Origin of the sequence: Saccharothrix sp. AJ9571, from assembly GCF_021725495.1 — a bacterium.
GTDB classification, from domain to species: domain Bacteria; phylum Actinomycetota; class Actinomycetes; order Mycobacteriales; family Pseudonocardiaceae; genus Amycolatopsis; species Amycolatopsis magusensis.
The window spans coordinates 1,678,099-1,701,234 of the sequence record NZ_CP091382.1 but is presented as its reverse complement, the minus strand read 5'-3'; the positions used below and the strand labels follow the sequence as shown (position 1 = coordinate 1,701,234).

Below are 23,136 nucleotides of genomic sequence, written 5' to 3'. Positions count from 1 at the left end.
GTGATGAAAGGAGAGCGGTGGACGCCAGAACGGTGATCAGCCCTGCACTGGGGCTCGACGAATACCCGCGGGCACTGGACATGTTCCGCGCAAGTACTGGACGGAAGCTCCAAGTCCGGCCAGGCTCGTGACCATGCACACGCCCACTCTGGTCGCCGGGGTCGACTCGTCCACCCAGTCGGCGAAAGTGGTGGTCTGCGACGCCGAGACCGGCGCGGTGGTCCGGGAAGGGCGCGCGGCGCACCCGGACGGCACCGAGGTGGACCCCCAGCACTGGTGGACGGCATTCACCGAGGCCGCGAAGGGCCTGCTCGACGGCGTTTCGGCGATCGGCGTCGGCGGGCAGCAGCACGGCATGGTGGCGCTGGACGAGGCAGGCGAGGTCGTGCGGCCGGCGCTGCTGTGGAACGACACGCGGTCCGGCCCGCAGGCGCAGGACCTGATCGCCGAACTCGGCGGGCCGCAGGCGTGGGCGAAGGCGGTCGGCTCGGTGCCGGTCGCCAGTTACACCGTGACCAAGCTGCGCTGGTTCGCCGAGCACGAGCCGGAACTGGCCGCGCGGGTGGCGCGCGTGGTGCTGCCGCACGACTGGCTCACCTGGCGCATCCTTGGCTGCCCGGAGCGGGTCACGACCGATCGCGGGGACGCCTCCGGCACCGGCTACTTCTCCCCGACCACCGGCGAGTACCGCTCTGACCTGCTCAAACGCGCCTTCGGCCGCACCCCCGAACTGCCGGACCTGCTTTTGCCCGCAGAAGCATCCGGGCACACGGAGGACGGGGTTTTGGTGTCTGCGGGCACCGGCGACAACATGGCGGCGGCCCTCGCGCTCGAGCTCGGCCCCGGTGACGTGGTGGTCTCGCTCGGCACCAGCGGCACGGTGTTCGCGGTCTCCGAGACCCCCTCCGCCGACGCCACCGGCACGGTCTCCGGGTTCGCCGACGCGACCGGCCGCTTCCTCCCGCTGGCCTGCACGCTCAACGCGGCCAGGGTGCTCACCGCCACCGCCGACCTGCTCGGCGTCGACCTCGCCGGGCTGGACCGGCTCGCGCTTTCGGCCCCGGCGGGCGCCGGTGGCCTGACCCTGCTGCCCTACCTCGACGGCGAGCGCACCCCGAATCTGCCGGACGCGAACGGCACCTTGCTCGGCCTGACCAGGTCGAACATGAAGCCGGAGTACTTGGCGCGAGCCGCCGTGGAAGGCATGCTGTGCGGACTGGCCGCCGGTCTCGAGGCGATCGCCGGGCACGGGGTCGAACCGCGCCGGGTGCTCCTGATCGGCGGTGCCGCGCAGTCGGCCAGCGTGCGGGCCGCCGCGCCGGTGATCTTCGGCCTGCCGGTCGAGGTGCCGGCCCCGGCCGAGTACGTGGCGCTCGGTGCCGCCCGCCAGGCGGCCTGGGCACTGGCCGGGACCACCGCGCCGCCCCACTGGCGCGGATCGGATGTGCTGCGACTCGGTGGGCCGGACACCGACGCGGGCCAGGAAATCCGGCAGCGGCACCAGGGCGCGCGCGAACTCGTGCACGCGCGAGCGTTAGGAAGGGAAAGCTGAATGGCGACGATTACCTACGACAAGGCGTCCAGGCACTACTCCGGGGCGGAGCGGCCCGCGGTGGACGCGCTCGACCTGGAGATCGCCGACGGCGAATTCCTGGTGCTGGTCGGCCCGTCGGGCTGCGGCAAGTCGACCAGCCTGCGCATGCTCGCCGGGCTCGAGGACATCGACGACGGCTCGGTGTGGATCGGTGACCGCGACGTCACCCAGCTGCCGCCGCGGTCGCGGGACATCGCCATGGTGTTCCAGAACTACGCGCTGTACCCGCACATGACCGTCGGGCAGAACATGGGCTTCGCGCTCAAGATCGCGGGCAAGCCCGCCTCCGAGATCAAGGAGCGCGTGCGCGACGCGGCCAAGCTGCTCGACATCGAGGACTACCTCGACCGCAAGCCGAAGGCGCTTTCCGGTGGTCAGCGCCAGCGCGTGGCGATGGGCCGCGCGATCGTGCGCGAACCGCAGGTCTTCCTGATGGACGAGCCGCTGTCGAACCTCGACGCCAAGCTCCGCGTGTCCACCCGCACGCAGATCGCCGCGCTGCAGCGACGCCTCGGCGTCACCACCGTCTACGTCACGCACGACCAGGTCGAGGCCATGACCATGGGTGACCGCGTGGCCGTGCTTTCCGACGGTCTGCTGCAGCAGTGCGACACCCCGCGCGCGCTGTACGAGCGGCCCGCGAACGCCTTCGTGGCCGGGTTCATCGGCTCACCGGCGATGAACCTCGTCAACGCTTCACTCACCGAGGACGGCGCGACCGTCGGCGGAGCGAGGGTGGCGTTGCCGCGCGACATCATCGCCAAGGCGGGCAGCGACGGCGTCACGGTCGGCTTCCGGCCGGAGTCGCTCGAGGTCGCGCAGGCCGGGGAGACCACCATCCCGGTCAAGGTGGACCTCGTCGAGGAGCTCGGCTCGGACGCCTACTGCTACGGCAAGCTGGCCGGCGACGACCCGGAGGCGGGCACCACGGTGGTCGCGCGGGTCGACCCGCGCACGCCGCCGTCCATGGGTGACACGCTGCACTTCCGCGTCCGGCCGGACGAGCTGCACGTGTTCTCCGCCACCACCGGAGCCCGGTTGGAGTGACCCCTGTGGGAAAATGGGCTGGTCATGAGCCCAGACCCGTTCTCCCGCGCTGAAGTCCGCGTCGACCTGGACCACCTCCGCCACAACCTCGCGCTGCTCGCCGGGCGCGCGGCCGCCTCGGGCGCCGCGACCATAGCCGTGGTGAAGGCGGACGCCTACGGGCACGGCGCGGTGCCGGTCGCGCGCGCCGCACTGGAGGCGGGCGCGACCTGGCTCGGCACCTGTTCGCTCGCCGAGGCGTTGTCCCTGCGTGCGGCGGGTATCCAGACGTCGATGCTGGCTTGGCTCGACCCCGCGGACACCGACTTCACCCCCGCCATCGAGGCGGGGGTGGATCTCGGCCTCAGCAACGCCGGTGAGCTGGAGCGCGCGGCCGACGCGGCCCGGCGGGCCGGTGGCCGGGCGCGGGTGCACCTGAAGATCGACACCGGCTTGTCGCGCAACGGCTGCCCGCCGCACGACTGGTCCGCGCTGGTCAAAGCGGCGGCCGACGATTCCGCGGTCGAAGTCGTGGCCATCTGGTCGCACCTGGCTTGCGCGGACGAGCCCGGTCACCCGTCGATCGACATGCAGGCTTCGCGGTTCGAGCAGGCCTATGAGGTCACGCGGGAAGCGGGCCTGGAACCGCTGCGGCACCTGGCGAATTCGGCCGCCACGCTGACCCGCCCCGATCTGCACTTCGACCTGGTGCGCGTCGGCATCGCGATGTACGGGCTCAATCCCGTGCCGCAGCCGGAGGACCTGCGCCCGGTGATGACCTTCCGCTCGTCCGTGGTCTCGACCAAACGCATCGCGGCGGGCGAGTCCGTCTCCTACGGGCACACGTGGACCGCGGCCACCGACACCACGCTGGCACTGGTCCCCGTCGGTTACGCGGACGGCGTGCCGCGCACGTTGTCCGGCCGGCTGGACGTCTGGCTCGACGGAAAACGGCGGCCGGTGGCCGGCCGCGTGTGCATGGACCAGATCGTCGTCGACTGCGGTGACCACCAGCCGGAACCGGGTGCCGAGGTGGTGTTGTTCGGCACCGGTGAGGCCGGGGCGCCGACCGCACGCGAATGGGCCGACAAGATCGGCACGATCGACTACGAGATCGTCACCGGGATGTACCGGCCGCGGGTCGTGCGCAGCTACGCGGGGCAGCGCTGATGGCGGCTCCGTCACGGAGACTGCTGGCGATCGCCGGAGGTATCGGCGCGGTGCTGACCGGGTCGGCCGCCGCCGCGATCACCGTCGCCACGCAGCAGCGGCGCCACCGCGTGGACCCCTTCGGCGACGAGCCGCTCGGTGAGCTGAAGCCGGATCGCATGTCGACGGTGGCCGCGGACGACGGCACACCGCTGGCGGTCGCGGAGGTCGACCCGGCTGACGGCGGCAGTCCCGCGTTGACGCTCGTCGGGGTGCACGGCTTCGCGCTTTCCCAGCTCAGCTGGCACTTCCAGCGGCGAGACCTGGCTTCGCTGACGCTGCCGCGCGTGCGGCAGGTCTACTACGACCACCGCAGCCACGGGCTGTCCGGCGCGGCGACGCACGAGACCAGCACGATCGAGCAGCTGGCCGAGGATCTGCACGCGGTGATCCGCGCGGTCGCGCCGGAGGGCCCGCTGGTGCTGATGGCCCACTCGATGGGCGGCATGGTCGTGATGGAGCTGGCGCAGCGGCACCCGGACCTGTTCGAGGAACGGATCGGGGGCGTGGCGCTGATCGCGACCGCCGCCGGTGAGGTCGGCACGCGGGGCATCCCGCGGGGTCTGCTGTCGAAGTACAACCCGCTGACGCGCGGGGTCAGTGAGCTGGCGGGCTGGCAGCCGGGACTGGTGGAGTTCGTGCGGGCCGCGGGCGGGCAGCTGACGCGGCAGGCCGTGCGGCGGCTGGCTTTCGGTGCGCGGGACGTGAGCCCGCGGATCGTCGACTTCATGCTGGAAATGCTCGAAGTGACGCCGGTGCTGGGACTGGTGAACTTCGCCGACACGCTCGGCAGCCACAACCGGTACGCGGCGCTGGCCGGGTTGAAGCACGCGCACGTGCTGGTGATCGGCGCCGACTCCGACCGGATGACGCCCTATTCGCACGCCGAGCGGATCGCCGCCGAGCTCCCCGACGCGGAGCTGGTGCGGGTGCGCGGCGCGGGGCACATGGTGCAGCTGGAACAGCCCGAGCTGGTGAACAGCCACCTGATCGATCTTCTGCAACGCTGCGCCGGGGTGGACGGCGCGGATTCCTCACGACGACTGTGGCGGTGGCTGAACCGGTGAATTTCGAATGCACGACCCCGGAGGACACGATCGCTTTCGGCCGGTCGCTCGGCCGTGAGCTGCGGGCGGGTGACCTGGTGCTGCTCGCCGGGCCGCTCGGGGCGGGGAAAACCACGCTGACCAGGGGAATCGCCGAAGGCCTCGGCGTCTCGGGGCGGGTCAGCTCGCCGACGTTCGTGCTGGCGCGGGTGCACCCGGGCCCGGTGCCGCTGGTGCACGTGGACGCGTACCGGCTGGGCGGGGACCTGGCGCAGCTGGACGACCTCGACCTGGACACCGACCTGGAAGCCTCGGCCGTGGTAGTCGAATGGGGTGAAGGCTCCGCCGACCGTCTCTCCGCCGACCACCTCGTCGTCCGGCTTTCGCGGGAAGAAGACGACGTGCGCCGGATCGCACTGGAACCGCACGGGAACTGGACCACCCGCACCCCCCTCCTCCCCACCCGCTGACCCCCGCCGGCAGGCCGGATGCATTTGCCCGCAGAAGCATTCGGGCCTGGTCAGAGGGGGGGTAGGACGGTGTACAGGGCGTCTTCGATGCCCGGTAGGTCCTCGTGGCCGAAGTCGGGGTAGGTGCGCATCGACTTGGCACAGGTGAGCTTGTTGTAGGCCGCGAACTGGGTCGACGGCGGGCACACGACGTCCTCCAGCGCCACCGTCCAGTCCACCCGCGCCCGCACACGCGGAGCGAGGTGCTGGATGTCGATGTACCCAAGCCGGGTGAAGATTTCCTCGCGTCGCTGATGCTGAGGGTCACGCTTGCGGAACCAGTTGGTGATTTCGTTGTAGGGCGCTTCCCCGAGCGCCAGCTCCCACGCCCGCTGGTAGTCCGACAGGAACGGGAAGACCGCCGCGACCAGCGCGATCCGTGGTTCGAGCGCCGCGCACGCCAGGCTCAGCGCCCCGCCTTGGCTGTGGCCGGTGGTCGCCATCCGGGCCGGGTCGACGCCGGGCAGGTCCATCACGGTGCGCGCGAGGCGGACGGTGTCGAGGAAGGCGTGCCGCATGTGCAGCCGGTCGGCGCCTTCTTCGAGGCCGAGGAGCAGCTGGGTGCTCACCGCCCATCCCGTGGCGGGTGCGCCCCATCCCTGCCCGCGCAGGTCCATCGCGACGGCGGTCTGCCCGCGCGCGACATAGGGGAGCAGTTCCGTCCAGGGCGTTGACCTGCCGTTATAGCCGTGGAAGAAGAGCACGGCCGGGCCCTCGGTGTCCTCCAGCGGCCGCGCGAGCTTTGCGTGCACCCGCACGCCACCGACGCCGGTGAACTCCAGGTGCTCGCAGCGCGCGAACGGCGCCGAGAACTCGGCGGGCGTGATCTCGACCCGCGGCTCGGTGGCGTCCAACTCGACGAGCGATTTCGCCCAGAACTCGTCGAAATCGGCCGGGCGGGGATTGGTGCCCTGATAGCTCTGGAGCTGCTCCAGCGACAGGTCGAAGTTCAGCGGCATGCGGACGGCTCCTCGCGGTCAGACGATGATCACCATCCTAAAAGGGCCCCCTGACCTGGGCATCATGCTTTTGCCCGCAAAAGCATCGAGCGGGCTTCGTGGGCGGAGGCCAGTTGCAGGACGGGGAGGTCGGCGCGTGGGGGGCCGATGAGTTGGACGCCCATGGGCAGGCCGTCGGCGTTGAACCCGGCCGGCATGCCCATGACGGGGACGCCTGCCAGCGACCAGGGCGCCACGGTTTCCATCCACCGGTGGTAGGTGTCCATGGCGCGCCCGCCCACGGTCGTCGGCCACGGCACGTCCACCGAGAACGGGAACACCTGCGCGCTCGGCGCGAGGATGAAATCGAAGTCCTCGAAGAACCGCAGCAGCGCCTCCAGCCACCGCGTGCGTTCCAGCGCGGCCGGGCCCAGGTCGGCCGCCGACAGCGCCAGCCCCTGCTCCAGCTCCCACACCAGTTCCGGCTTCAGCTGCGAACGCAGCGCGGGCGCGCGGTAGAGCGAGCCAAGGTTCGCCGCGACGTTCCAGCCCCGCCAGGTCAGCACGGTCCGCCACACCCGGTCCATCGGGAAGTCCGGCACCGCGGGCACCACCTCGCAGCCCAGTTCCTCGAACGCGGCGAACGCACCCCGGCAGACGTCCAGTACGCCCGGCTCCATCGCCAGGTATCCGTCGAAATCGCCGACCCACGCGATCCGCGTGCCGCTGAAGTCGCGCTCCGGCAGCGGCGGCACGAACATCGACGGGTCTTCGGTGATCGCCAGCGGCGCACCCGGGTCCGGCCCGGCCTGCACCGACAGCAGCGCCGCGACGTCGGCCACCGTCCGGCCCATCGGCCCGGCCGTGTCCAACTGCGCCACGAACGAGGTCGACGGCACCCGGCCCAGCGACGGCCGGAATCCGTAGGTGTTCGTGAACGCCGCCGGGTTCCGCAGCGAACCGAGGTAGTCGCTGCCGTCGGCCACCGGCAGCATCCGCAGCGCGACCGCCGCCGCGGCACCCCCGCTGCTGCCGCCCGGCGTGCGCGAAAGGTCGTGCGGGTTCCGCGTCTGCCCGTAGACCGGGTTGTAGGTCTGCGAGCCGAGCCCGAACTCGGGCACGTTGGTCTTGCCGATCACGATCGCGCCCGCGTCCCGCATCCGCCGCACGAACAGGTCGTCGTGCTGGGCGATCTGGTCGGCGAAGATCGGCGAGCCGAAGGTCCACGGCAGCCCGGCCGCCGCCGACAGGTCCTTCACCGCCAGCGGGAACCCGTGCATCCAGCCGCGGTACGGCTCCCGGTCCCGCTCGGCGGCCTCCCGCATCAGCTCGTCGCGGTCCCGCAGCGCGACGATGGCGTTGACCCGCGGATTGTGCTGCTCGATCTGGTCGAGGTAGGCCGCCATCACCTCGGTGCACGACACCTCGCGCCGCCGGATCCGCTCGGCCAGTTCCACCGCGTCGAGTTCGACCAGGCTCATGAGTTGTCCTCCACTGGGGGCGCGATGCCTTGCGCGACACCGAGTTCGACCACGTCCTGCGGGCGCAGGCGCAGCCGGTTCGCGGTTTCGGGCACCTCCGACGGGTCGCGCTTGAGGATCGACGCCGCGGCTTCCGGTGAGGTGACCGAGAAGTAGCTGTCCGGCGTCATCCACGTCCGGCTGGGTGCGGCGAACGCCAGTGCGCCACCGGAGCCGCCTTCGCCGATCACCAGCGAGGTGATCGGCACGCTCGCACCGGCCACCGCGAGGAACAACTCCGCGATCGCCGGACCGGCGCCCGCCCGTTCGGCGGTGGCGTCGTTCGCCGCGCCGAGTGTGTCCACAATGGTCAGGATGGGAATGCCCAGGCGGTCGGCCAGCGAGATGAGTCTGGCGGCGGTGCGGAAACCAGACGGGAGGGTGGGTGTGCCCGCTTGAGCGGCATAGGCGATGGTCTCGCCGTTCCGCGTGCCGAATCCACAGAGGACTCCGGGATCACGGCCGCCACACAGATCGCCGTTGATGTCTTGTCGGGTCTCGAAGTAGTGGTCTAAATAGGACTGTGCTCGTGGGCGTTCGGCGGCGCGGGCGTGCTGGACGGCTTCCCAGCCGGTTTCCGGGAGGGTTCGCCTGCCAAGCGCCGGTGGAACGGGGACTTCAGCGGCGGGCGGTCCGGCGAGGAGGTGCAGCCAGGCGGAGAGCGTGGCGGGTAGGTCCTCGGGGGTGATGACGGCGTCGATGTGGCCCGAGTCGTACTGGGATTCGGCGGTGTAGGCGTGCGCGTCGCCGGGTGGACGCACTCGCGAACCGGCGAAACCGATCTGTGCGCCGGAAAGTGCGAGGGTGACGTCCGCGCCCGCACCCAAGGTCGCCCAGCCGCCGCCGGTCGCGGGATCGCGGAGCACGGCTATCTGCGGCAGTCCAGCGGCCCGCGTCAGCGCGATCTGCCGGGCGACCCGCTGGAGTTGGGACAACGCCCGCATGCCCTCCTGCATCCGGCTTCCGCCGGTGGCGATCAGGAATACCAGTGACAGCCGCGATTCCCGCGCGCGGACGAAGGCCGTTTCGACCCGATCACCGGTCCGCCCGCCCATCGAACCGCCGAGGAAGCCGAATTCGAAGGCGATCAGGACCGCGTCGATGTCCCCGATTCGGCCACGTCCGCACACCACGGATTCACTCTCGCCGGTGCGCTTCGCGGCGGCCTCGTGCGCATCGCCGTACCCGGGCCAGCCGATCGGACCGTCCACTTCGGAATAGTCGGCCGAGCCGGTGTCGAAATCGGCGAATCCGGTGGCGAGCGTGCCGATCAGCGCACGGGCCGACAGCCGCTCAGACACCGAGCGCTCGCTTCATCACCTTGCCCATATCGTTGCGCGGCAACGCTTCCACGAATCGGATCACCCGCGGACGCTTGTGCGGGGTGAGCAATCGCGCGACGTGGTCGATCAGGTCCTGTTCCGCCGGTCGCGGGCCGTCCGGCACGATCCAGGCGACGACGCGTTCCCCGAGATCGGGATCCGGTTCGCCGGTCACCGCGGCCTCGGCGACCCCGGCGTGCTCCAGCAACGCGTTCTCGATCTCACCGGCGCCGATCTTGTAACCGCCGCTCTTGATCAGGTCGGTGGCCTTGCGCCCGACGATCCGGAGGTAGCCGTCGGCGTCGCGGGTGGCCATGTCGCCGGTGCGGAACCAGCCGTCGTCGAACACCTCGGCGGTCGCGTCGGGCCGGTTCAGGTACTCGGTGAAAAGGTTCGGCCCGCGCACCTGGATTTCGCCGACGGTCTCGCCGTCACTGGTCTCGATGGCCTGGCCGGACTCGTCGACCAGCCGCACGTCCACCCCGCGCAGCGGCACCCCGACCGTGCCGGGCTTGCGCTCGCCGTCGGCGCGGACACTGGTGTTCATCAGGGTTTCGGTCATCCCGTAGCGCTCGATCACCTGCTGGCCGGTGGCCGCGGTGATGCGCTGGTGGTCGTGCACCGGCAGCGCGGCCGAACCGGAGATCAGCACGCGAGCGCCGCGCAACGCCGACGCGAGAGCCTCGTCGTGCTCGAGTTCACCGGCGATGCGGTGGTACATCGTGGGCACGCCGAACATCATCGTGCCGCGGCCGAGCAGTTCCGCGGCGAGCGAGGAGGTGGAGAACTTGCCCAGGTGGATCACCGAACCACCGCGGCGCAACGGTCCGAGCATGCCGAGGATCAGCCCGTGCACGTGGAACAGCGGCAGCCCGTGCACCAGCACGTCGTCCGCGGTCCACTGCCAGGCGTCCTCCAGGGTGTCCAAAGTGGACGAGATCGCGCGGCGCGGGAGTACGACGCCCTTCGGCGGCCCGGTGGTGCCCGAGGTGTAGACGATCATCGCCGGGGCTTCGTCGTCCGGCTCGGGTGGCAGCTCGACCTGCCCGCTGGTCAGCTCGATGTCCTTGCGTGGCAGGTCACGCAGACCTTCGGGCAGCTCGGCGCCCGGCTCGGCGAGCACCAGCGCCGGGGCGCTGTCGGTGACGATGTGCTGCAGTTCGCGCTCACCGATCTTCGGGTTGATCGGCACCGCGGGCACCCCGGCCAGCAGCGCCGAGACCACCGCGACCGTGGTTTCCAGCGTGGCCGTGGCCCACACCGCCACGCGTGCCTGCCCAGGGAGTTCGCGCAGGCTGGTCGCCAGCGTGCCGGCGACGGTCGACAGCTCGGCGTAGCTGAGGGCACGGTCGCCGAACCGGACGGCTTCGGCGTCCGAAGCCTCTTCCAGGGCGGGGAACAAACGCACGCGGAACCTCCTCGGTTGTACTGGGTCAGCCCCAGCCGGGCACGATCAGGGCGAGCCACACGGCGGCCGGGACCACCACGACCATGATGCCGCCGTAGACCATCAGCTGCCGGAAGAACGTGTCGCGGTCGACGTTTTTGGCGTTGGCCAGCACCAGCGCGCCGTTGGTGGAGAACGGGCTGACGTCGACCACCGTGGCCGCCACCGCCAGCGCGGCGATCATCCCGATCGGCCCGACCGTGCCCTGGGCGAGGAACGGCACGGCCAGCGGGATCAGCGCGCCCATGATGCCGACCGAGGACGCGAACGCGGAGACGATCGCGCCGATGTAGCAGAGCAGCAGCGCCGCGAGCAGCGGCACGCCGACGCCGGTCACCGCGTTGCCCGCGTAGTCGATCGTGCCCATTTCCTGGAGCACGCCGACGTAGGTGAGCACACCGCAGATGAGCAGCACGGTCGGCCAGGTGATCTCGCCGACGGCCTTGCGGCCGGTGTCCGGCCAGAACACGCTGAGCAGCACGGCGAGCGAGATCGCGGTGAGGCCGACGTCGAGGTCGAACACCAGCGCGCCGACGACCAGCGCGACCAGGCTGACCAGCACGGCGATCCGCGCCGGGTTCAGCTTCGGGATCTCTTCGGTCTCGTCTTCGGTTTCGTTCTCGGCGGTGATGCGCGTTCGGCCGAGCTTCAGCCCACCGAGCACGACGAAGAGGATGGCCGCGATGACCAGGTTGACCGCCAGGCTGGCCAGGAAGAGCACGGTTTCGCTGCCCGCCAGGTTCTCGCGGCCGACGATGCTGTTCACCGTGGAGCCGTAGACGCTGATCGGGGAGAACCCGCCGGCCTGGGCCCCGTGCACGACGAGGGCGCCCATCAGTAGTGGGCTGATGCCGTAGCGGGAGGCGAACCCGAGCGCGATGGGCGCGACGATGGCGACCGCGGCCGGGCTGACCGCGCCGATCGCGGTGAGCACGGCGGTGACCGCGAACATCACCCAGGGGATCAGCGCGAGCCGCCCGCCGACCAGCCGGATCGACGCGTGCACCAGCCAGTCCGTGGTGCCGGTCGCCCTGGCGATGGCGAACAGGTAGGTGACGCCGACCAGCACCACGAACAGATCCCCGGGGAACCCGGCGAAGATGCCGTCGGCGTCCATCCCGGCGACCAGCGTGCCGACGCCGAACGCCCCGGCGAAGGCCAGCACGCCCATGTTGATCGACCGGGTGGTGGCGACCACGAAGATCACCACGAGGACGAGGATCGAAATCAGCTCGGCGGACATCAGGGCTCCCGTCGTTGGTCGCCGCAGTGGCTGGATGGCTGAGTGGCTGGGTGGTTGAGTGGTCAGTCCACTTGGCCGACTTCGGTGGCCGATCGCTGGTGCCGGTGGCCGGGTGGGTTCGCGGCCTAGTGGCTCCGGTGGATCGGTGACTCTCGTGGCTGACTGATTGGCTGGCTAGGTGGCTAGGTGGCTGAGTGGTCAGGCCACTCGGCCAGGCTTCGATGGCCGACCGCTGGTGGCCGGTGGACCGGATAGGGTCCGCGGCCTAATGGCTCCGGTGGACTGGTGACTCTCGTGGCTGGCTGGCTGGCTGGCTAGCGGCGGGCCTGGCTGGCTAGGTGGCTAGGTGGCCAGCCCACTTGGTCGGGCTTCGGTGGCCGCCCTGGGGTGAGCGGCCGGGTAAGTCCTGCGGCCCGGTGGCTCCCGAGGGTTGGGTGACTCTCGTGGCCGGGTGGCCGGGTGGCCGGGTGGCCGGATGCCGTTGGCCGGGTGGGCTGAGTGGCGCAGAGTTGGATAGCTGGATTACCGAGTGGCTGGGAGCGGGTAGCTGGATTACTGAGTGGCTGGGCAGTCGAGCGACCGGGAGCCGCTTGGGTTTCGGGTGGTTGCTGTCGGGTGGGTCGGCGGCCGGGTGGCTTGGTGGGCGTGTGGCTCCTGGGCCGGTGGGCTGGTCCGCCGACTTCTCGGCGCCTCCGGGCCCGCTCGGGCGTTTGGTGGCTGAGTGGTTCAGTGGAGTAGTGGTTCAGTGGCTAGACCACTTTGCGGTGGCTGGATCACTCTGTCAAGAGGTGCATTGGCTTAGTGGCTCAGCCACTTGGCCAGTGCGCCAGCTAGCCACTGGATCATTTTCGGGTGGGCTTTTGGTCACCGGCTGTTAGGCTCGGGGGTCCAGGCCGATCGTGATCCGGAGGGGATGCATGGGGTCCGACGCACTGCGCCCGATGTCGCGGCCACGGCTGTACGAGCAGGTGGTCCAGCGCATCCGGGAGTACGTGGTGGAGTCCGGCCTCGGGGCGGGCGACAAGTTGCCTGCCGAGCGGGAGTTGGCCCAGCGACTCGGCGTGAGCCGGGCGTCGGTCAAGCAGGCGATCGTGGTGCTTGACGTGCAGGGGCTCGTCGAGGTGCGCCACGGCGGCGGCACCTACCTGACCAGCGCCAAAATGGACCTCGAACCGGTCGATGAGCTGGTGGAACGGCGGCGAAGGCTGCCTGACGTGCTCGAAGCACGCGAGGCCATGGAGACCAAGCTCGCCGAACTCGCGGCCGAGCGGCGTACCAAGGAGGACCTCGACGCGCTCGAGGATGCCCTGCGGTACATGACCGAGGAGATCGACAACGGCGAGCAGGGCATCGAAGGTGACCGCCGGTTCCACGCCGCCGTCACCGCCGCCGCGCGCAATCCGATCCTCGCCGAGTTCATGACTTCGATCGCCGAGCAGATCGCCGAGAGTCGTACCGAGTCGCTGCACCAGCCCGGGCGGCCGAAGCGCTCGCTCGCCCAGCATCACCGCATTTTCAACGGCATCAGCCTCGGCGATCCGAAAGCCGCCGCGGCCGCGATGAAGCGGCACCTGCGCACGGTCGCGAAGGTGCGCCTCCTGTCGTGGGATCCGGACGAAGACGAATGACCGACCTCGCGGTGCCATGAGGGAACCGGAGCGGCCCCCGGCCCGTCGGAGCCCTCGGGTGCCGTTGAAAGGGGTTGGCCGTGACCGCTGGTGGTAATCCGCTCGTCGCGCAGGCGCAGTCGCAGACGACGGGGGTCACCGGGATCGGCATCGCCGAGTCGGCGGTGGATCTGGCCAACGGTGTCTCGGACGGGTCGTGGGTGGAGGCCGGTCTGGGGGCGGTCGGGGTCGGCCTCGAGGTGCTGTCGATGGTCGTGGACCCGATCGGCACGCTGGCCTCATATGGCGTCTCGTGGCTGATCGAGCACGTCCAGCCGCTCAAGGAAGCGCTGGATTGGCTGGCAGGCGATCCACCGGTGATCCAGTCCTTCTCCGAAACGTGGGCGAATGTCGCGGCCGAGGTCAACGCGATCGCCGGGGATCTGGGCAACGAGGTCACCAACGGCACCGTGGGCTGGCAGGGCGAGGGCGCCGAGGCATACCGGGGCGCGGCTGCGGAGCAGGCGGATGCCCTGGCGGGTGCGGCGTCGCTGACCGACGGGATTTCCGCCGGCGTGATGATCATGGGCACGGTGGTCGCGGCGGTGCGCGAGCTGGTGCGTGATCTGGTGGCCGAGCTGGTCGGGAAGTTGATCGCCTGGGCGCTGGAGGCTGCCGCCACCCTCGGTTTTGCCACGCCGGTCATCGCGGCGCAGGCGACGGCGGCGATCACGAAGACGATCAGCAAGATCAGCGAGTTCATCCGCAAGCTGGTCAAGACCATCGGCAACGTGTCGCCGAAGATCCGCAAGATCATCGACAAGCTCGGCGAGATCATCGAGAAGCTGTCGAAGATGCTGCGCAAGGGCGGCAAACCGGGCGGCGGCACGACTCCCTCGGGCGCGAAGCCCAGCACGACGAGAACCCCGGACACGACCAGCCCGAACTCCCCGGACACCACCCCGTCAGGCACGGACACCACCCCGAGCGGGGCCGACACGCCCGGTTCGAAACCATCGGACGGCACCACCCCCGGTTCGTCCAAACCGGACGGATCCTCGCGACCCGACGACCCGAACAACACCAAGACCCCCGAAGACCGGCGTCGCTGCGAGAACGACCCCGTCGACGTGGTCACCGGGGAAATGGTGCTGACCAACGTCGACGTCGAGCTGGCCGGGGTGCTCCCGCTGGTGCTGCGGCGCACCCACGTGTCCAGCTACCGCACCGGCCGTTCCTTCGGCCGGTCCTGGGCGTCCACAGTGGACCAGCGATTGGAGTTCGACGACCAGGGGGTGGTCTTCGCCGCCGAGGACGGCATGCTGCTGGTCTACCCGGAACCACCGGTCCGCGGCGAGGTGCTGCCCGCGGTCGGACCCGGCTGGCCGTTGCGCCGGACCGATACCGGCTTCGCCGTGTACCGCCGTGAAATCGGGCTCACCCTGCACTTCCCGGCCGGAGCGACCGGCGTCCGCCCGTTGTCCGCCATCGAGGACCGCAACGGCAACCGGATCGACATCCGGCGTGACCGGGCCGGGACGCCCGAGGTGATCAGCCATTCCGGCGGTCACCGCATCGGGGTGGGCAGCGAAGCGGGCCGCATCACCGAACTCAGCCTGCTCGCCGAGGGCGCCGAACCGGTGGTGCTGGCCGGGTTCCGCTACCACGACAGCGGTGACCTGGCCGAGGTCGTCAACTCGTCCGGCAGGGCGTTCGCCTTCACCTACGACCACGCGGGGCGGATCACCCAGTGGACCGACCGCAACGGCGAGTGGTACCGCTACTTCTACGACGCCGACGGCCGGTGCGTGGCCAACCAGGGTTCCGGCGGTTTCCTCAACGGCACCTTCAGCTACGACACCGGGAACCGGATCACGCGCTTCACCGACGCGCTGGGCTTCACCACCACCTACCGGTTCAACGAAGCCAACCAGGTGGTCGAGGAGACCAATCCGCTCGGGCACACCGTGGTCCAGGAATGGGATTCCCGGGACAGGCTGCTTTCCCGCACCGATGCCGTCGGCCGGACTTCGCGCTGGGAGTACGACGAAGCGGGCAATCCGACGGTCGTGACGCGGCCGGACGGCACGCAGATCCTCACCGGTTACAACGAGTTCGGCCAGCCCGTCTCGGTGGTGCAGCCCGATGGCGCGGTCTGGGGCTTCGAGTACGACGAGCGCGGCAACCTGAGCGCGGAGACCGATCCCGCCGGTGCGGTCACCCGCTACCAGCACGACGAGCGTGGTCACCGGGTCGCCGTGATCGACGCGCTCGGCCAGTCCCGCCGGATCGACACCGACCACGCGGGGCTCCCGCTGCGGGTGACCGATCCCCTGGGCGCGACCACGCGGTTCACCCGCGACCAGTTCGGCCGGATCGTCGAACGCACCGACCCGATGGGCGGCGTGACCAGGTTCGCCTGGACGGTCGAGGGCAGGCTCCGGTCCCGGACGCTGCCCGACGGCAGCACCGAGCACTGGCGTTACGACGGCCAGGGCAGCGAGGTGGAGCACATCGACGCCCTCGGCCAGGTCCGGCGGGTCGAGACCACGCACTTCGACCTGCCCGCCGCCGAGATCGCGCCGGACGGCGGCCGCACCGAGTTCCACTACGACGCCACGCTGCAACTGGTCGCGGTGACCAACCCGCAGGGGCTTGTCTGGCGGTACGAGTACGACGCGGCCGGGCACCTGCTGTCCGAAACGGACTTCAACGGCCGGGTGCTGCGGTACACCAGGGACGCGGCGGGGCAACTGGTCGAACGGGTCAACGGGGCGGGTGAGCGCCTGCGCGTCGCCCGTGACCCGATGGGCAACATCGTCCGGCGGGAAGCCGGTGCCGAGGTCACCACCTTCACCTACGATCCGGCGGGGCGGATCGTCAGCGCGCGGAACCCGGATGCCGAACTGCGTTATGAACGCGACGCCGCCGGCCGGGTGCTGGCCGAAACGATCAACGGCCGGACCGTCCACTCGGCCTACGACGCGCTCGGCCGCCGGACCTCGCGGCTCACTCCCACCGGGTCGCTCAGCGAGTGGGCCTACGACGCGACGGCCAGGCCGGTGCAGTTGCGGACCGGCGGGCACTCCGTCGCCTTCGGTTACAACCCCGCCGGGCGTGAGGTCGAACGGCTGCTGGACAGCGGAACCGTGCTCGCCCAGCAGTGGGACACCAGCCAGCGGCTCGTCTCGCAGACGGTGAGCTCGGTCGGTGGCGCGCCGGGCGCCCGCCAGGCCAGGCAGCTCCAGCTCCGCAACTACCGCTACCGGCCGGACGGGCACCTGCTCGCGGTCAAGGACCGCTTCGGCGGCGCCAGGCACTTCGAGCTGGACCCCGTCGGCCGCGTGCTCGGCGTGGAGGGCGTGGACTGGCGGGAGCGCTACCGGTACGACCGGGCGGGCAACGTGACCGAAGCCGAGGCCCCGGTCCACGCGGAGACCACCGGAGCGCGCGAATACGCGGGCACGCTGGTCCGGACCGCCGGCCGGGTGAGCTACCGGCACGACGCGCAGGGCCGGATGGTCCGGCGGCAGAAGAAGCACCTGTCGCGGAAGCCGGAAGCCTGGCAGTACCAGTGGAACGCCGACGACCGGCTGGTTTCGGTGGTGACCCCGGACGGGACGCGCTGGCGCTACCTCTACGACCCCCTCGGCAGGCGGATCGCGAAACTCCGGCTGGACGCCGCCGGTGCGGTCGCCGAGCGCGTGGATTTCGCGTGGGACGGCAACGTGCTCGCCGAGCAGGTTCACTCCGCGGGCACCGCGACCACCTGGGAATACGACCCGGCGAGCTTCCGCCCGCTGACCCAGATCGAGCGCGCGCCGCTCGCCGAAGCCGGTCAGCAGTGGGTGGACCGGCAGTTCTACTCGATCATCACGGACCTGGTCGGCACACCGACCGAGCTCGTCGACGGGCAGGGCGAACTCGTCTGGCACAGCCGGTCGACGCTCTGGGGTGAGGCCCCCGCCGCGGCGCAGCGCGCCGACATCCCGCTTCGCTTCCCCGGCCAGTACCACGACGCGGAGACCGGGCTCCACTACAACCAGCACCGGTACTACGACCCGGTCGCCGGGCGGTACGGCAGCGCCGATCCGCTGGGCCTGGCCGGGGGCGCGGCGCCGCACTCCTACGTGCACAACCCGACCGGCTGGACCGACGCGCTCGGCCTGACCGAGTCCAGCGACCTCGAATGGGTCGACGCGAACGACGTGAACTTCTCGCAGCGGACCGTCTCGCCGAACGACTACGCGGAAGCCATGCGCAACGGCGACTGGGACTGGGACCGGTCTCCGCTGCGGGTGATGGAGGTCGACGGGCAGCTGGTCAGCTACGACAACCGGCGCCTGGACGCCGCCCGCGAGGTCGGCGCGCAGGTGGCCGTCCAGCGGGTGGACCCCAACGCGCCCGACCCGGCTTCGACCACCGGGCGGACCTGGCAGGAGTCGTTCCAGCGGCGGTTCCGCGACCCGCGCAACCGCGGCCCGAACGGCGAACCGGTGCCGGACACCGGGTTGACCGAGCGCCCGGGGCCACCGGGATCCTGTGGTGGTGGCGGGCGTGGACGGAGGAGACGATGACCCGGGAGCGATCGTTGCTGGCGGAGCTGTGGGGCAAGGAGCAGGTGCCCATCGAGGACGCGTTGTTCCTCGCCGACGGCACCGCGTACGACCTGGTGCTGGACCGGGACGCGGCGGGCGGGCTGGTCGTCGGCGACCGGTTCGAGCTGGCGGAGTTGCTGGCCGAGGACCCGGACTGGCTGGCGTCGATCCACCCGTTGCGTGAGGTCGCGCTGCCCGGCGAAGACGGCTGGCTGACCAGCGGCGAGGGGTCCCAGGGCGCGGACGGGTTCTTCGCCAGGCTCGACGTGGCACGCACCCCGCGCTGGGTCGCCTTCCTCACCGAGGGCAATCCCTTCACCGAAATCGCGGTCGACGGGCGGAAGGCGGAGTTCACCTCGACCTCCGGGGTGGTCGTCACCGTCGACATCGATCACCCCGAGCAGGCTTAGCTGACGACGGTCAGTTCCTTGCTGCCCGCGTGCCCGCCGCCGCAGCGTTCGCTGACCTGGTAGACGCCCGGAATGGCGTCGGCGCGCACGGTCGCCGAGCCCCAGGACACCGCGGTCGTGCGCACGTCGAACACCGCGACCCCGCCGTTGCCGGTGTACGGGCCGTCCTGCCCGGTCGGCGCGAACGCGGTGGACCCGACGAAGTTCAGCCCGTCGACCCCGCAGCCGGCGACCACCCGCACCTGCTCGCCCGCGCGCACGATCTGCTTGTCGAGCTTGAGGAACGAGCCGGTCGGGGTCGCGACGGCGGTGCCGGCGGCCGTCCCGGCCAGTGCGAGGGTCGCGGTGGAGACGAGCAGTGCGCGGCGCAGCGTGGACATGGTTTCCCTTTCGTTCGTGGTTGACCGGATCGCCCGCACGCCGGTCAACTCTTCACTTGATCCAGACGCGCCCGGCCGGTGCGGGTTGCCTGCGCGCCACTCCCGGTCGGGTGAGTCGTAGGCTGGGGAACCGTGTTAGTACTGGCCGTCGACACCTCCACGCCTGCGGTGACCGCCGGGGTCGTCCAACTCGAGCCCGATTCGCTGGCGATCGCCGCCGAGCGCGTCACGATCGACGCGCGCGCCCACGGCGAACTGCTCACCCCGCACGTGCTCGACGCCGTGCAGGCTGCGGGCACCACCCTTCGTGACCTGGGCGCAATCGTTTGCGGTGCCGGGCCGGGGCCGTTCACCGGGCTGCGTGCCGGCATGGCCACCGCCGCCGCGCTCGCGCACAGCCTCGGCATCCCGGTGCACCCGGTGTGCAGCCTGGACGCGATCGCCGCGGAGGTCCCGCCCGGCGAGCCGTTCCTCGTGGTCACCGACGCGCGCCGCCGCGAGGTGTACTGGGCCGAGTACGACGCCGAAGGCAACCGTGTGGGTGACCCCGCCGTGCAGAGCCCCGCTGAACTCAAGACCACCGCCAAGGCCGCGGCGGGCTACTTCGCCGAGAAGACCGGCCTGCGCATCTTGCAGCCGGAGTACCCGTCGCCGCTCGGCCTGGTCAAGGCCGCGCGGGAAGCGCTGCGGTCCGGCGCCGAGCCCGCGCCGATGACCCCGCTGTACCTGCGGCGGCCCGACGCCGTCGAGCCCGGCGCGCGCAAGCGGGTGAGCACGCCGTGACCGTCGAACTGAGGCCGTTGCGCCGCGGTGACATCCGGCGCTGCGTGGAGATCGAGAAGGTGCTCTTCCCCGGCGACAGCCCGTGGAGCGCGCAGGCCTTCCGGTCCGAACTGGACTCCGGCGCGTACTACCTCGGTGCCTACGAGGAGCAGGAGCTGCTCGGGTATGCGGGGCTGGCCGTCGTCGGCCCCCGTGGTGACCACGAGGCGAGCCTGCACACCATCGGCGTCGCACCGGAACACCAGGGCAAGGGCATCGGCAGGGCGTTGCTGGAAGCCGTGCTGGACAAGGCCGACGAGCTGCGCGCGCCGGTCCTGCTCGAAGTGCGCACGGACAACGAGGTGGCGCTCGCGATGTATGAGAAACGCGGGTTCACCAAGCTGGGTCTCCGCAAGCGGTACTACCAGCCGTCCGGTGCGGACGCTTACACGATGGTGCGGCCGCCGCTCGGCGCGGTCGCGGAGGAGGCCGGCTGATGGGCGCCCGGATCATCATGGGCATCGAGAGTTCGTGCGACGAGACCGGCGTCGGGCTGGTCCGGCTGCACGACGACGGCACCGTGGAGCTGCTCGCCGACGCCGTCGCGTCCAGTGTGGACCAGCACGCCCGCTTCGGCGGGGTGGTGCCGGAGGTGGCCAGTCGCGCGCACCTGGAGGCGATGGTGCCGACCACCGAGCGCGCGTTCGCCGACGCCGGGCTGCGGATGTCCGATGTGGACGCCATCGCGGTGACCGCCGGGCCGGGGCTGGCCGGTGCGCTGCTGGTCGGCGTGGCCGCGGCGAAGGCCTATTCGGCCGCGCTGGACGTGCCGCTCTACGGCGTCAACCACCTCGCCGGGCACATCGCGGTGGACACCCTGCAGCACGGACCGTTGCCCAAGCCGTGCCTGGCGCTGCTGGTTTCCGGTGGGCACACGCAGTTGCTGCGGGTGGACGACGTGGCGAGCACCATCGTCGAGCTCGGGTCCACTGTGGACGACGCGGCCGGTGAGGCCTACGACAAGGTGGCCAGGGTGCTCGGCCTGCCGTACCCGGGTGGGCCGCCGATCGACAAGGCCGCCAAGGCCGGTAACCCCGCGGCGATCGCCTTTCCCCGTGGCATGACCGGTCCTCGTGACGCGAAGTTCGACTTTTCCTTCTCCGGTTTGAAGACCGCGGTCGCGCGCTGGGTGGAAGGCGCCGAGCGGCGGGGTGAGGAGATCCCGGTCGACGACGTGGCGGCTTCGTTCCAGGAGGCGGTGGCGGACGTGCTCACCGCGAAGGCGATCCGGGCGGCGAAGGACGCCGGTATCGGCACGATCGTCATTTCCGGTGGGGTGGCGGCGAATTCACGCCTGTCCTCGCTGGCTCAGGAGCGGTGCGACAAGGCGGGCATCGAACTCAGGGTGCCGCGGCCCCGGCTGTGCACGGACAACGGCGCGATGATCGCCGCGCTCGGTGCGCACGTGGTGGCAGCCGGCGCCAAGCCATCCTCTTTGGACTTCGCGGCCAATCCGGCGCTGCCGGTGGGGACCGTCTCGGTCTGAGACGGTCCCCACCGGCAGCCGCTAGTTGGGTGCCCAGGAGGGCAGGATCCGGACGTCGTCCGCCTTCACGTAGGCGATCCGGTGTCCGAACTGGACCTGGACGAACTTCGTTTCGCCGCGCACCACCTGGTGGTCCGAGCTGTCGAAGTCGACGGCGTAGTAGTACTCGGAATCCGTGATCAGCCCCAGCGTGTACCGCTGCCCGGCGGGCATCGTGTACGGCAGCGGGATGAAGTCGCGCGGCGTGATGTGCTCGGGGTACGCCGCCGCCTCCGGGTAGGCACCGCCCCATATCTGCACCGACTGCACGCCCGGCTTCGGCGTGACCACCTTGCCCTGCGCCGGTTTCGCGGTCTTCGCCCCGGCCGGGTTGTGGAACCAGCCCTTCTGCCCGAGGTACCACACGGCGGTCCAGTCGCCCCGGACCTCGGCGACCGCGTACTGCTGCCCGCTGTCCACCCGGCTGCCCACATCGGACACGTGCATTGTGGACTGTCCGGTTTGCGGGTGCAGCCCGATGTCCTTGAGCAGCGGGGCGTCCGCCCGTGGTTCCGTGCGCAGGATGACCGAAGTGGACCCGCGTGCCGGGCACAGCGGCACGTTCTTCTCGCAGAACTCGAAGGCGGGCTTGTTCGTGGCGAAGTCCGGCGCGATGGTGACCATGCCGGTGTTCGGCCGCCAGTCGCCCGAACCCGTGTCGTCACGGCCGAGCGGTGCGCCGAGCAGGTCGAAGTAGTGCGTCCAGTCCCAGTAGGGGCCCGGATCCCAATGCATGTCGGGGATCCGGATCGGCGACAGACCCGGCACGTTGTCGTGGCCGATGATGTGGTCGCGGTCCAGCGGGATGTCGTACTTGTCCGAGAGGTAGCGCACCAGCTTCGCCGAGGTGCGGTACATCGCCTCGGTGTACCAGGTGCCCTTCGCCGCGAAGCCCTCGTGCTCCAGGCCGATCGACTTCGCGTTGACGTACCAGTTCCCGGCGTGCCAGGCGACGTCCTTGGTCGGCACGTGCTGGGCGATGTGGCCGTCGGCGGAGCGCAGCGAGTAGTGCCAGCTCACGTACGTCGGATCCTGCACCATGTCCAGGACGTTGTTCCAGTAGCCCTCGGTGTCGTGGATGACGATGTAGTCGATCTTCTGGCTGTTCGGCCGGTCGGCCTTGTCGTGGTTGCCGTAGCCGTCGGGGATCTCTTGGTACGGCGCCGGGATCCACTCGCAGGAGATCCCTTGTGGACATTCGATCGGCCCGGCCGCGGCGGGCAGGCCCTTCGGTGCGGCCGTCGGCGTCGGTGCGAGGCTGACGCGCTGGCCGTCGTCGGTGACCCGCTCGACGCCGGTGGCGATGGTGCTGAACACCTCGTCGGCGAACGCGGTGGCCGCCGACTGCTCCTCGCTGCCGCTGTACTCGGCGACCGCCTGGTACCAGTCGCCGGTCTCACGGTGGTAGGACGCCAGCAACGCGGCGCCACCGCGGATGTTCTGCGCCGGATCGGTGCGCAGCGTCGCTGTGTCCACGCCGGTCAGCTCGGCCGCGGTGTCCAGCGACTGCAGGGAGTCCGGCGGTGGGACGGGCGGTCCGGCCTCCGGGTGCAGCGGCGGCCGCGAATCGTCGCCGCGCGGGTCCTCGCCGCCCTCGTCGTGGTGGGTGCCGACGCCCGCGGTCCGCAGGTCGGTGAGGTGCATCGGGCCGTAACCCGCCGAGGTGCTCGGCGTGCCCGCGTTGGTGTCCCAGCGGGATTCGAGGTACGAGACGCCGAGCAGCACGTCCTGCGGTACCCCGAATTCGGCCGCCGCCGCGGCGAAGTCCCGCTGTCGTTGCTGATCGGCCGGTGCCGCCTCGGCGGCGGGCACGGAGATCGCGCCCGCCGCCAGTAGCAACACCGCCAGTCGTGCTGGTGTGCGCCGCATGTACCGCCCCCAGTGCTCGGTTGGTCGTTGTGAGCACCTACCTAACACCGCCCGGACCTCGCCAGGAAGGG

At 70.7% G+C, this 23,136-nt stretch carries 18 protein-coding genes; 11 read left to right on the top strand and 7 right to left on the bottom strand.

Features of this window, described 5'->3' with window-relative positions; genetic code table 11:
• The first annotated feature begins 133 nt into the window (after positions 1-133).
• From xylB to tsaE, 5 genes are read left to right on the top strand one after another with little or no spacing between them, the layout of a single operon-like run.
• Entirely contained in the window at positions 134-1,552 is a 1,419-nt protein-coding gene (gene xylB, locus L3Q67_RS06995; protein WP_499188758.1) for a xylulokinase, read from the top strand.
• Entirely contained in the window at positions 1,553-2,641 is a 1,089-nt protein-coding gene (locus tag L3Q67_RS06990) for an ABC transporter ATP-binding protein (RefSeq protein ID WP_499188757.1), read from the top strand. It begins immediately after the preceding gene.
• Positions 2,642-2,665: 24 nt separating this feature from the next.
• On the top strand, positions 2,666-3,790 hold the full coding sequence (gene alr / locus L3Q67_RS06985; RefSeq protein ID WP_499188756.1) for an alanine racemase: 1,125 nt from the start codon (positions 2,666-2,668) through the stop codon (positions 3,788-3,790).
• On the top strand, positions 3,790-4,896 hold the full coding sequence (locus L3Q67_RS06980; protein WP_499188755.1) for an alpha/beta fold hydrolase: 1,107 nt from the start codon (positions 3,790-3,792) through the stop codon (positions 4,894-4,896). The genes alr and L3Q67_RS06980 overlap by 1 nt, the downstream gene beginning before the upstream one ends.
• Entirely contained in the window at positions 4,893-5,345 is a 453-nt protein-coding gene (gene tsaE, locus L3Q67_RS06975) for a tRNA (adenosine(37)-N6)-threonylcarbamoyltransferase complex ATPase subunit type 1 TsaE (RefSeq protein ID WP_209671030.1), read from the top strand. Before L3Q67_RS06980 ends, tsaE begins: the two co-directional genes overlap by 4 nt.
• 50 nt (positions 5,346-5,395) lie before the next feature.
• On the opposite strand, the gene L3Q67_RS06970 is transcribed toward tsaE, so the two are convergent.
• The 5 genes from L3Q67_RS06970 to L3Q67_RS06950 all read right to left on the bottom strand — a co-directional run bounded on the left by L3Q67_RS06970 (position 5,396) and on the right by L3Q67_RS06950 (position 11,854).
• Positions 5,396-6,343, bottom strand: coding sequence for an acetylxylan esterase family protein (locus tag L3Q67_RS06970; protein ID WP_499188754.1), 948 nt, complete (start codon positions 6,341-6,343; stop codon positions 5,396-5,398).
• Positions 6,344-6,405: 62 nt separating this feature from the next.
• Complete coding sequence (locus L3Q67_RS06965; RefSeq protein WP_499188753.1) at positions 6,406-7,803, bottom strand: amidase; 1,398 nt, start codon at positions 7,801-7,803, stop codon at positions 6,406-6,408.
• Positions 7,800-9,143: a carboxyl transferase domain-containing protein gene (locus L3Q67_RS06960; RefSeq protein WP_499188752.1), complete on the bottom strand. Its 1,344-nt coding sequence runs from the start codon at positions 9,141-9,143 to the stop codon at positions 7,800-7,802. The genes L3Q67_RS06965 and L3Q67_RS06960 overlap by 4 nt, the downstream gene beginning before the upstream one ends.
• Complete coding sequence (locus L3Q67_RS06955; protein WP_499188751.1) at positions 9,136-10,572, bottom strand: acyl-CoA synthetase; 1,437 nt, start codon at positions 10,570-10,572, stop codon at positions 9,136-9,138. The genes L3Q67_RS06960 and L3Q67_RS06955 overlap by 8 nt, the downstream gene beginning before the upstream one ends.
• 25 nt (positions 10,573-10,597) lie before the next feature.
• Complete coding sequence (locus L3Q67_RS06950) at positions 10,598-11,854, bottom strand: SLC13 family permease (RefSeq protein WP_499188750.1); 1,257 nt, start codon at positions 11,852-11,854, stop codon at positions 10,598-10,600.
• A gap of 917 nt (positions 11,855-12,771) precedes the next feature.
• On the opposite strand from L3Q67_RS06950, the gene L3Q67_RS06945 reads away from it, so the two are divergent.
• From L3Q67_RS06945 to L3Q67_RS06935, 3 genes are all read left to right on the top strand, one after another.
• The gene (locus L3Q67_RS06945; RefSeq protein WP_499188749.1) at positions 12,772-13,482 is read left to right on the top strand and encodes a FadR/GntR family transcriptional regulator; all 711 of its coding nucleotides are present in this window, start codon (positions 12,772-12,774) and stop codon (positions 13,480-13,482) included.
• Between the two features lie 80 nt (positions 13,483-13,562).
• A complete protein-coding gene (locus L3Q67_RS06940; protein ID WP_499188748.1) occupies positions 13,563-18,038 on the top strand; it encodes a DUF6531 domain-containing protein in 4,476 nt (1,491 codons plus the stop codon).
• A complete protein-coding gene (locus L3Q67_RS06935; RefSeq protein ID WP_499188747.1) occupies positions 18,035-18,469 on the top strand; it encodes a hypothetical protein in 435 nt (144 codons plus the stop codon). The genes L3Q67_RS06940 and L3Q67_RS06935 overlap by 4 nt, the downstream gene beginning before the upstream one ends.
• On the opposite strand, the gene L3Q67_RS06930 is transcribed toward L3Q67_RS06935, so the two are convergent.
• Complete coding sequence (locus L3Q67_RS06930) at positions 18,466-18,849, bottom strand: hypothetical protein (RefSeq protein ID WP_499188746.1); 384 nt, start codon at positions 18,847-18,849, stop codon at positions 18,466-18,468. The two genes, L3Q67_RS06935 and L3Q67_RS06930, sit on opposite strands and share 4 nt — an antisense overlap.
• Positions 18,850-18,981: 132 nt before the next feature.
• Between L3Q67_RS06930 and tsaB the strand changes: the two genes are divergently transcribed.
• The 3 genes from tsaB to tsaD are packed head-to-tail and all read left to right on the top strand — an operon-like array spanning position 18,982 to position 21,157.
• Positions 18,982-19,632 (top strand): tRNA threonylcarbamoyladenosine biosynthesis protein TsaB, encoded by a 651-nt coding sequence (gene tsaB, locus L3Q67_RS06925; RefSeq protein WP_499188745.1) that lies wholly within the window; start codon positions 18,982-18,984, stop codon positions 19,630-19,632.
• Positions 19,629-20,108, top strand: coding sequence for a GNAT family protein (gene rimI / locus L3Q67_RS06920; protein ID WP_499188744.1), 480 nt, complete (start codon positions 19,629-19,631; stop codon positions 20,106-20,108). The genes tsaB and rimI overlap by 4 nt, the downstream gene beginning before the upstream one ends.
• A complete protein-coding gene (gene tsaD / locus L3Q67_RS06915; protein ID WP_499188743.1) occupies positions 20,108-21,157 on the top strand; it encodes a tRNA (adenosine(37)-N6)-threonylcarbamoyltransferase complex transferase subunit TsaD in 1,050 nt (349 codons plus the stop codon). The genes rimI and tsaD overlap by 1 nt, the downstream gene beginning before the upstream one ends.
• Before the next feature lie 21 nt (positions 21,158-21,178).
• Here tsaD and L3Q67_RS06910 read toward each other — a convergent pair whose 3' ends face one another.
• Positions 21,179-23,065 (bottom strand): N-acetylmuramoyl-L-alanine amidase, encoded by a 1,887-nt coding sequence (locus L3Q67_RS06910; RefSeq protein WP_499188742.1) that lies wholly within the window; start codon positions 23,063-23,065, stop codon positions 21,179-21,181.
• Positions 23,066-23,136 lie beyond the last annotated feature (71 nt).

Excerpts from the sequence above, each read along its gene's own strand:
- xylB (WP_499188758.1), top strand. The coding sequence starts at position 134 with ATGCACACGCCCACTCTGGTCGCCGGGGTCGACTCGTCCACCCAGTCG.
- L3Q67_RS06970 (WP_499188754.1), bottom strand. The coding sequence starts at position 6,343 with ATGCCGCTGAACTTCGACCTGTCGCTGGAGCAGCTCCAGAGCTATCAG.
- tsaD (WP_499188743.1), top strand. The coding sequence starts at position 20,108 with ATGGGCGCCCGGATCATCATGGGCATCGAGAGTTCGTGCGACGAGACC.
- L3Q67_RS06990 (WP_499188757.1), top strand. The coding sequence starts at position 1,553 with ATGGCGACGATTACCTACGACAAGGCGTCCAGGCACTACTCCGGGGCG.
- L3Q67_RS06930 (WP_499188746.1), bottom strand. The coding sequence starts at position 18,849 with ATGTCCACGCTGCGCCGCGCACTGCTCGTCTCCACCGCGACCCTCGCA.
- L3Q67_RS06965 (WP_499188753.1), bottom strand. The coding sequence starts at position 7,803 with ATGAGCCTGGTCGAACTCGACGCGGTGGAACTGGCCGAGCGGATCCGG.
- L3Q67_RS06950 (WP_499188750.1), bottom strand. The coding sequence starts at position 11,854 with ATGTCCGCCGAGCTGATTTCGATCCTCGTCCTCGTGGTGATCTTCGTG.
- L3Q67_RS06910 (WP_499188742.1), bottom strand. The coding sequence starts at position 23,065 with ATGCGGCGCACACCAGCACGACTGGCGGTGTTGCTACTGGCGGCGGGC.
- L3Q67_RS06945 (WP_499188749.1), top strand. The coding sequence starts at position 12,772 with ATGGGGTCCGACGCACTGCGCCCGATGTCGCGGCCACGGCTGTACGAG.
- alr (WP_499188756.1), top strand. The coding sequence starts at position 2,666 with ATGAGCCCAGACCCGTTCTCCCGCGCTGAAGTCCGCGTCGACCTGGAC.
- L3Q67_RS06935 (WP_499188747.1), top strand. The coding sequence starts at position 18,035 with ATGACCCGGGAGCGATCGTTGCTGGCGGAGCTGTGGGGCAAGGAGCAG.
- L3Q67_RS06980 (WP_499188755.1), top strand. The coding sequence starts at position 3,790 with ATGGCGGCTCCGTCACGGAGACTGCTGGCGATCGCCGGAGGTATCGGC.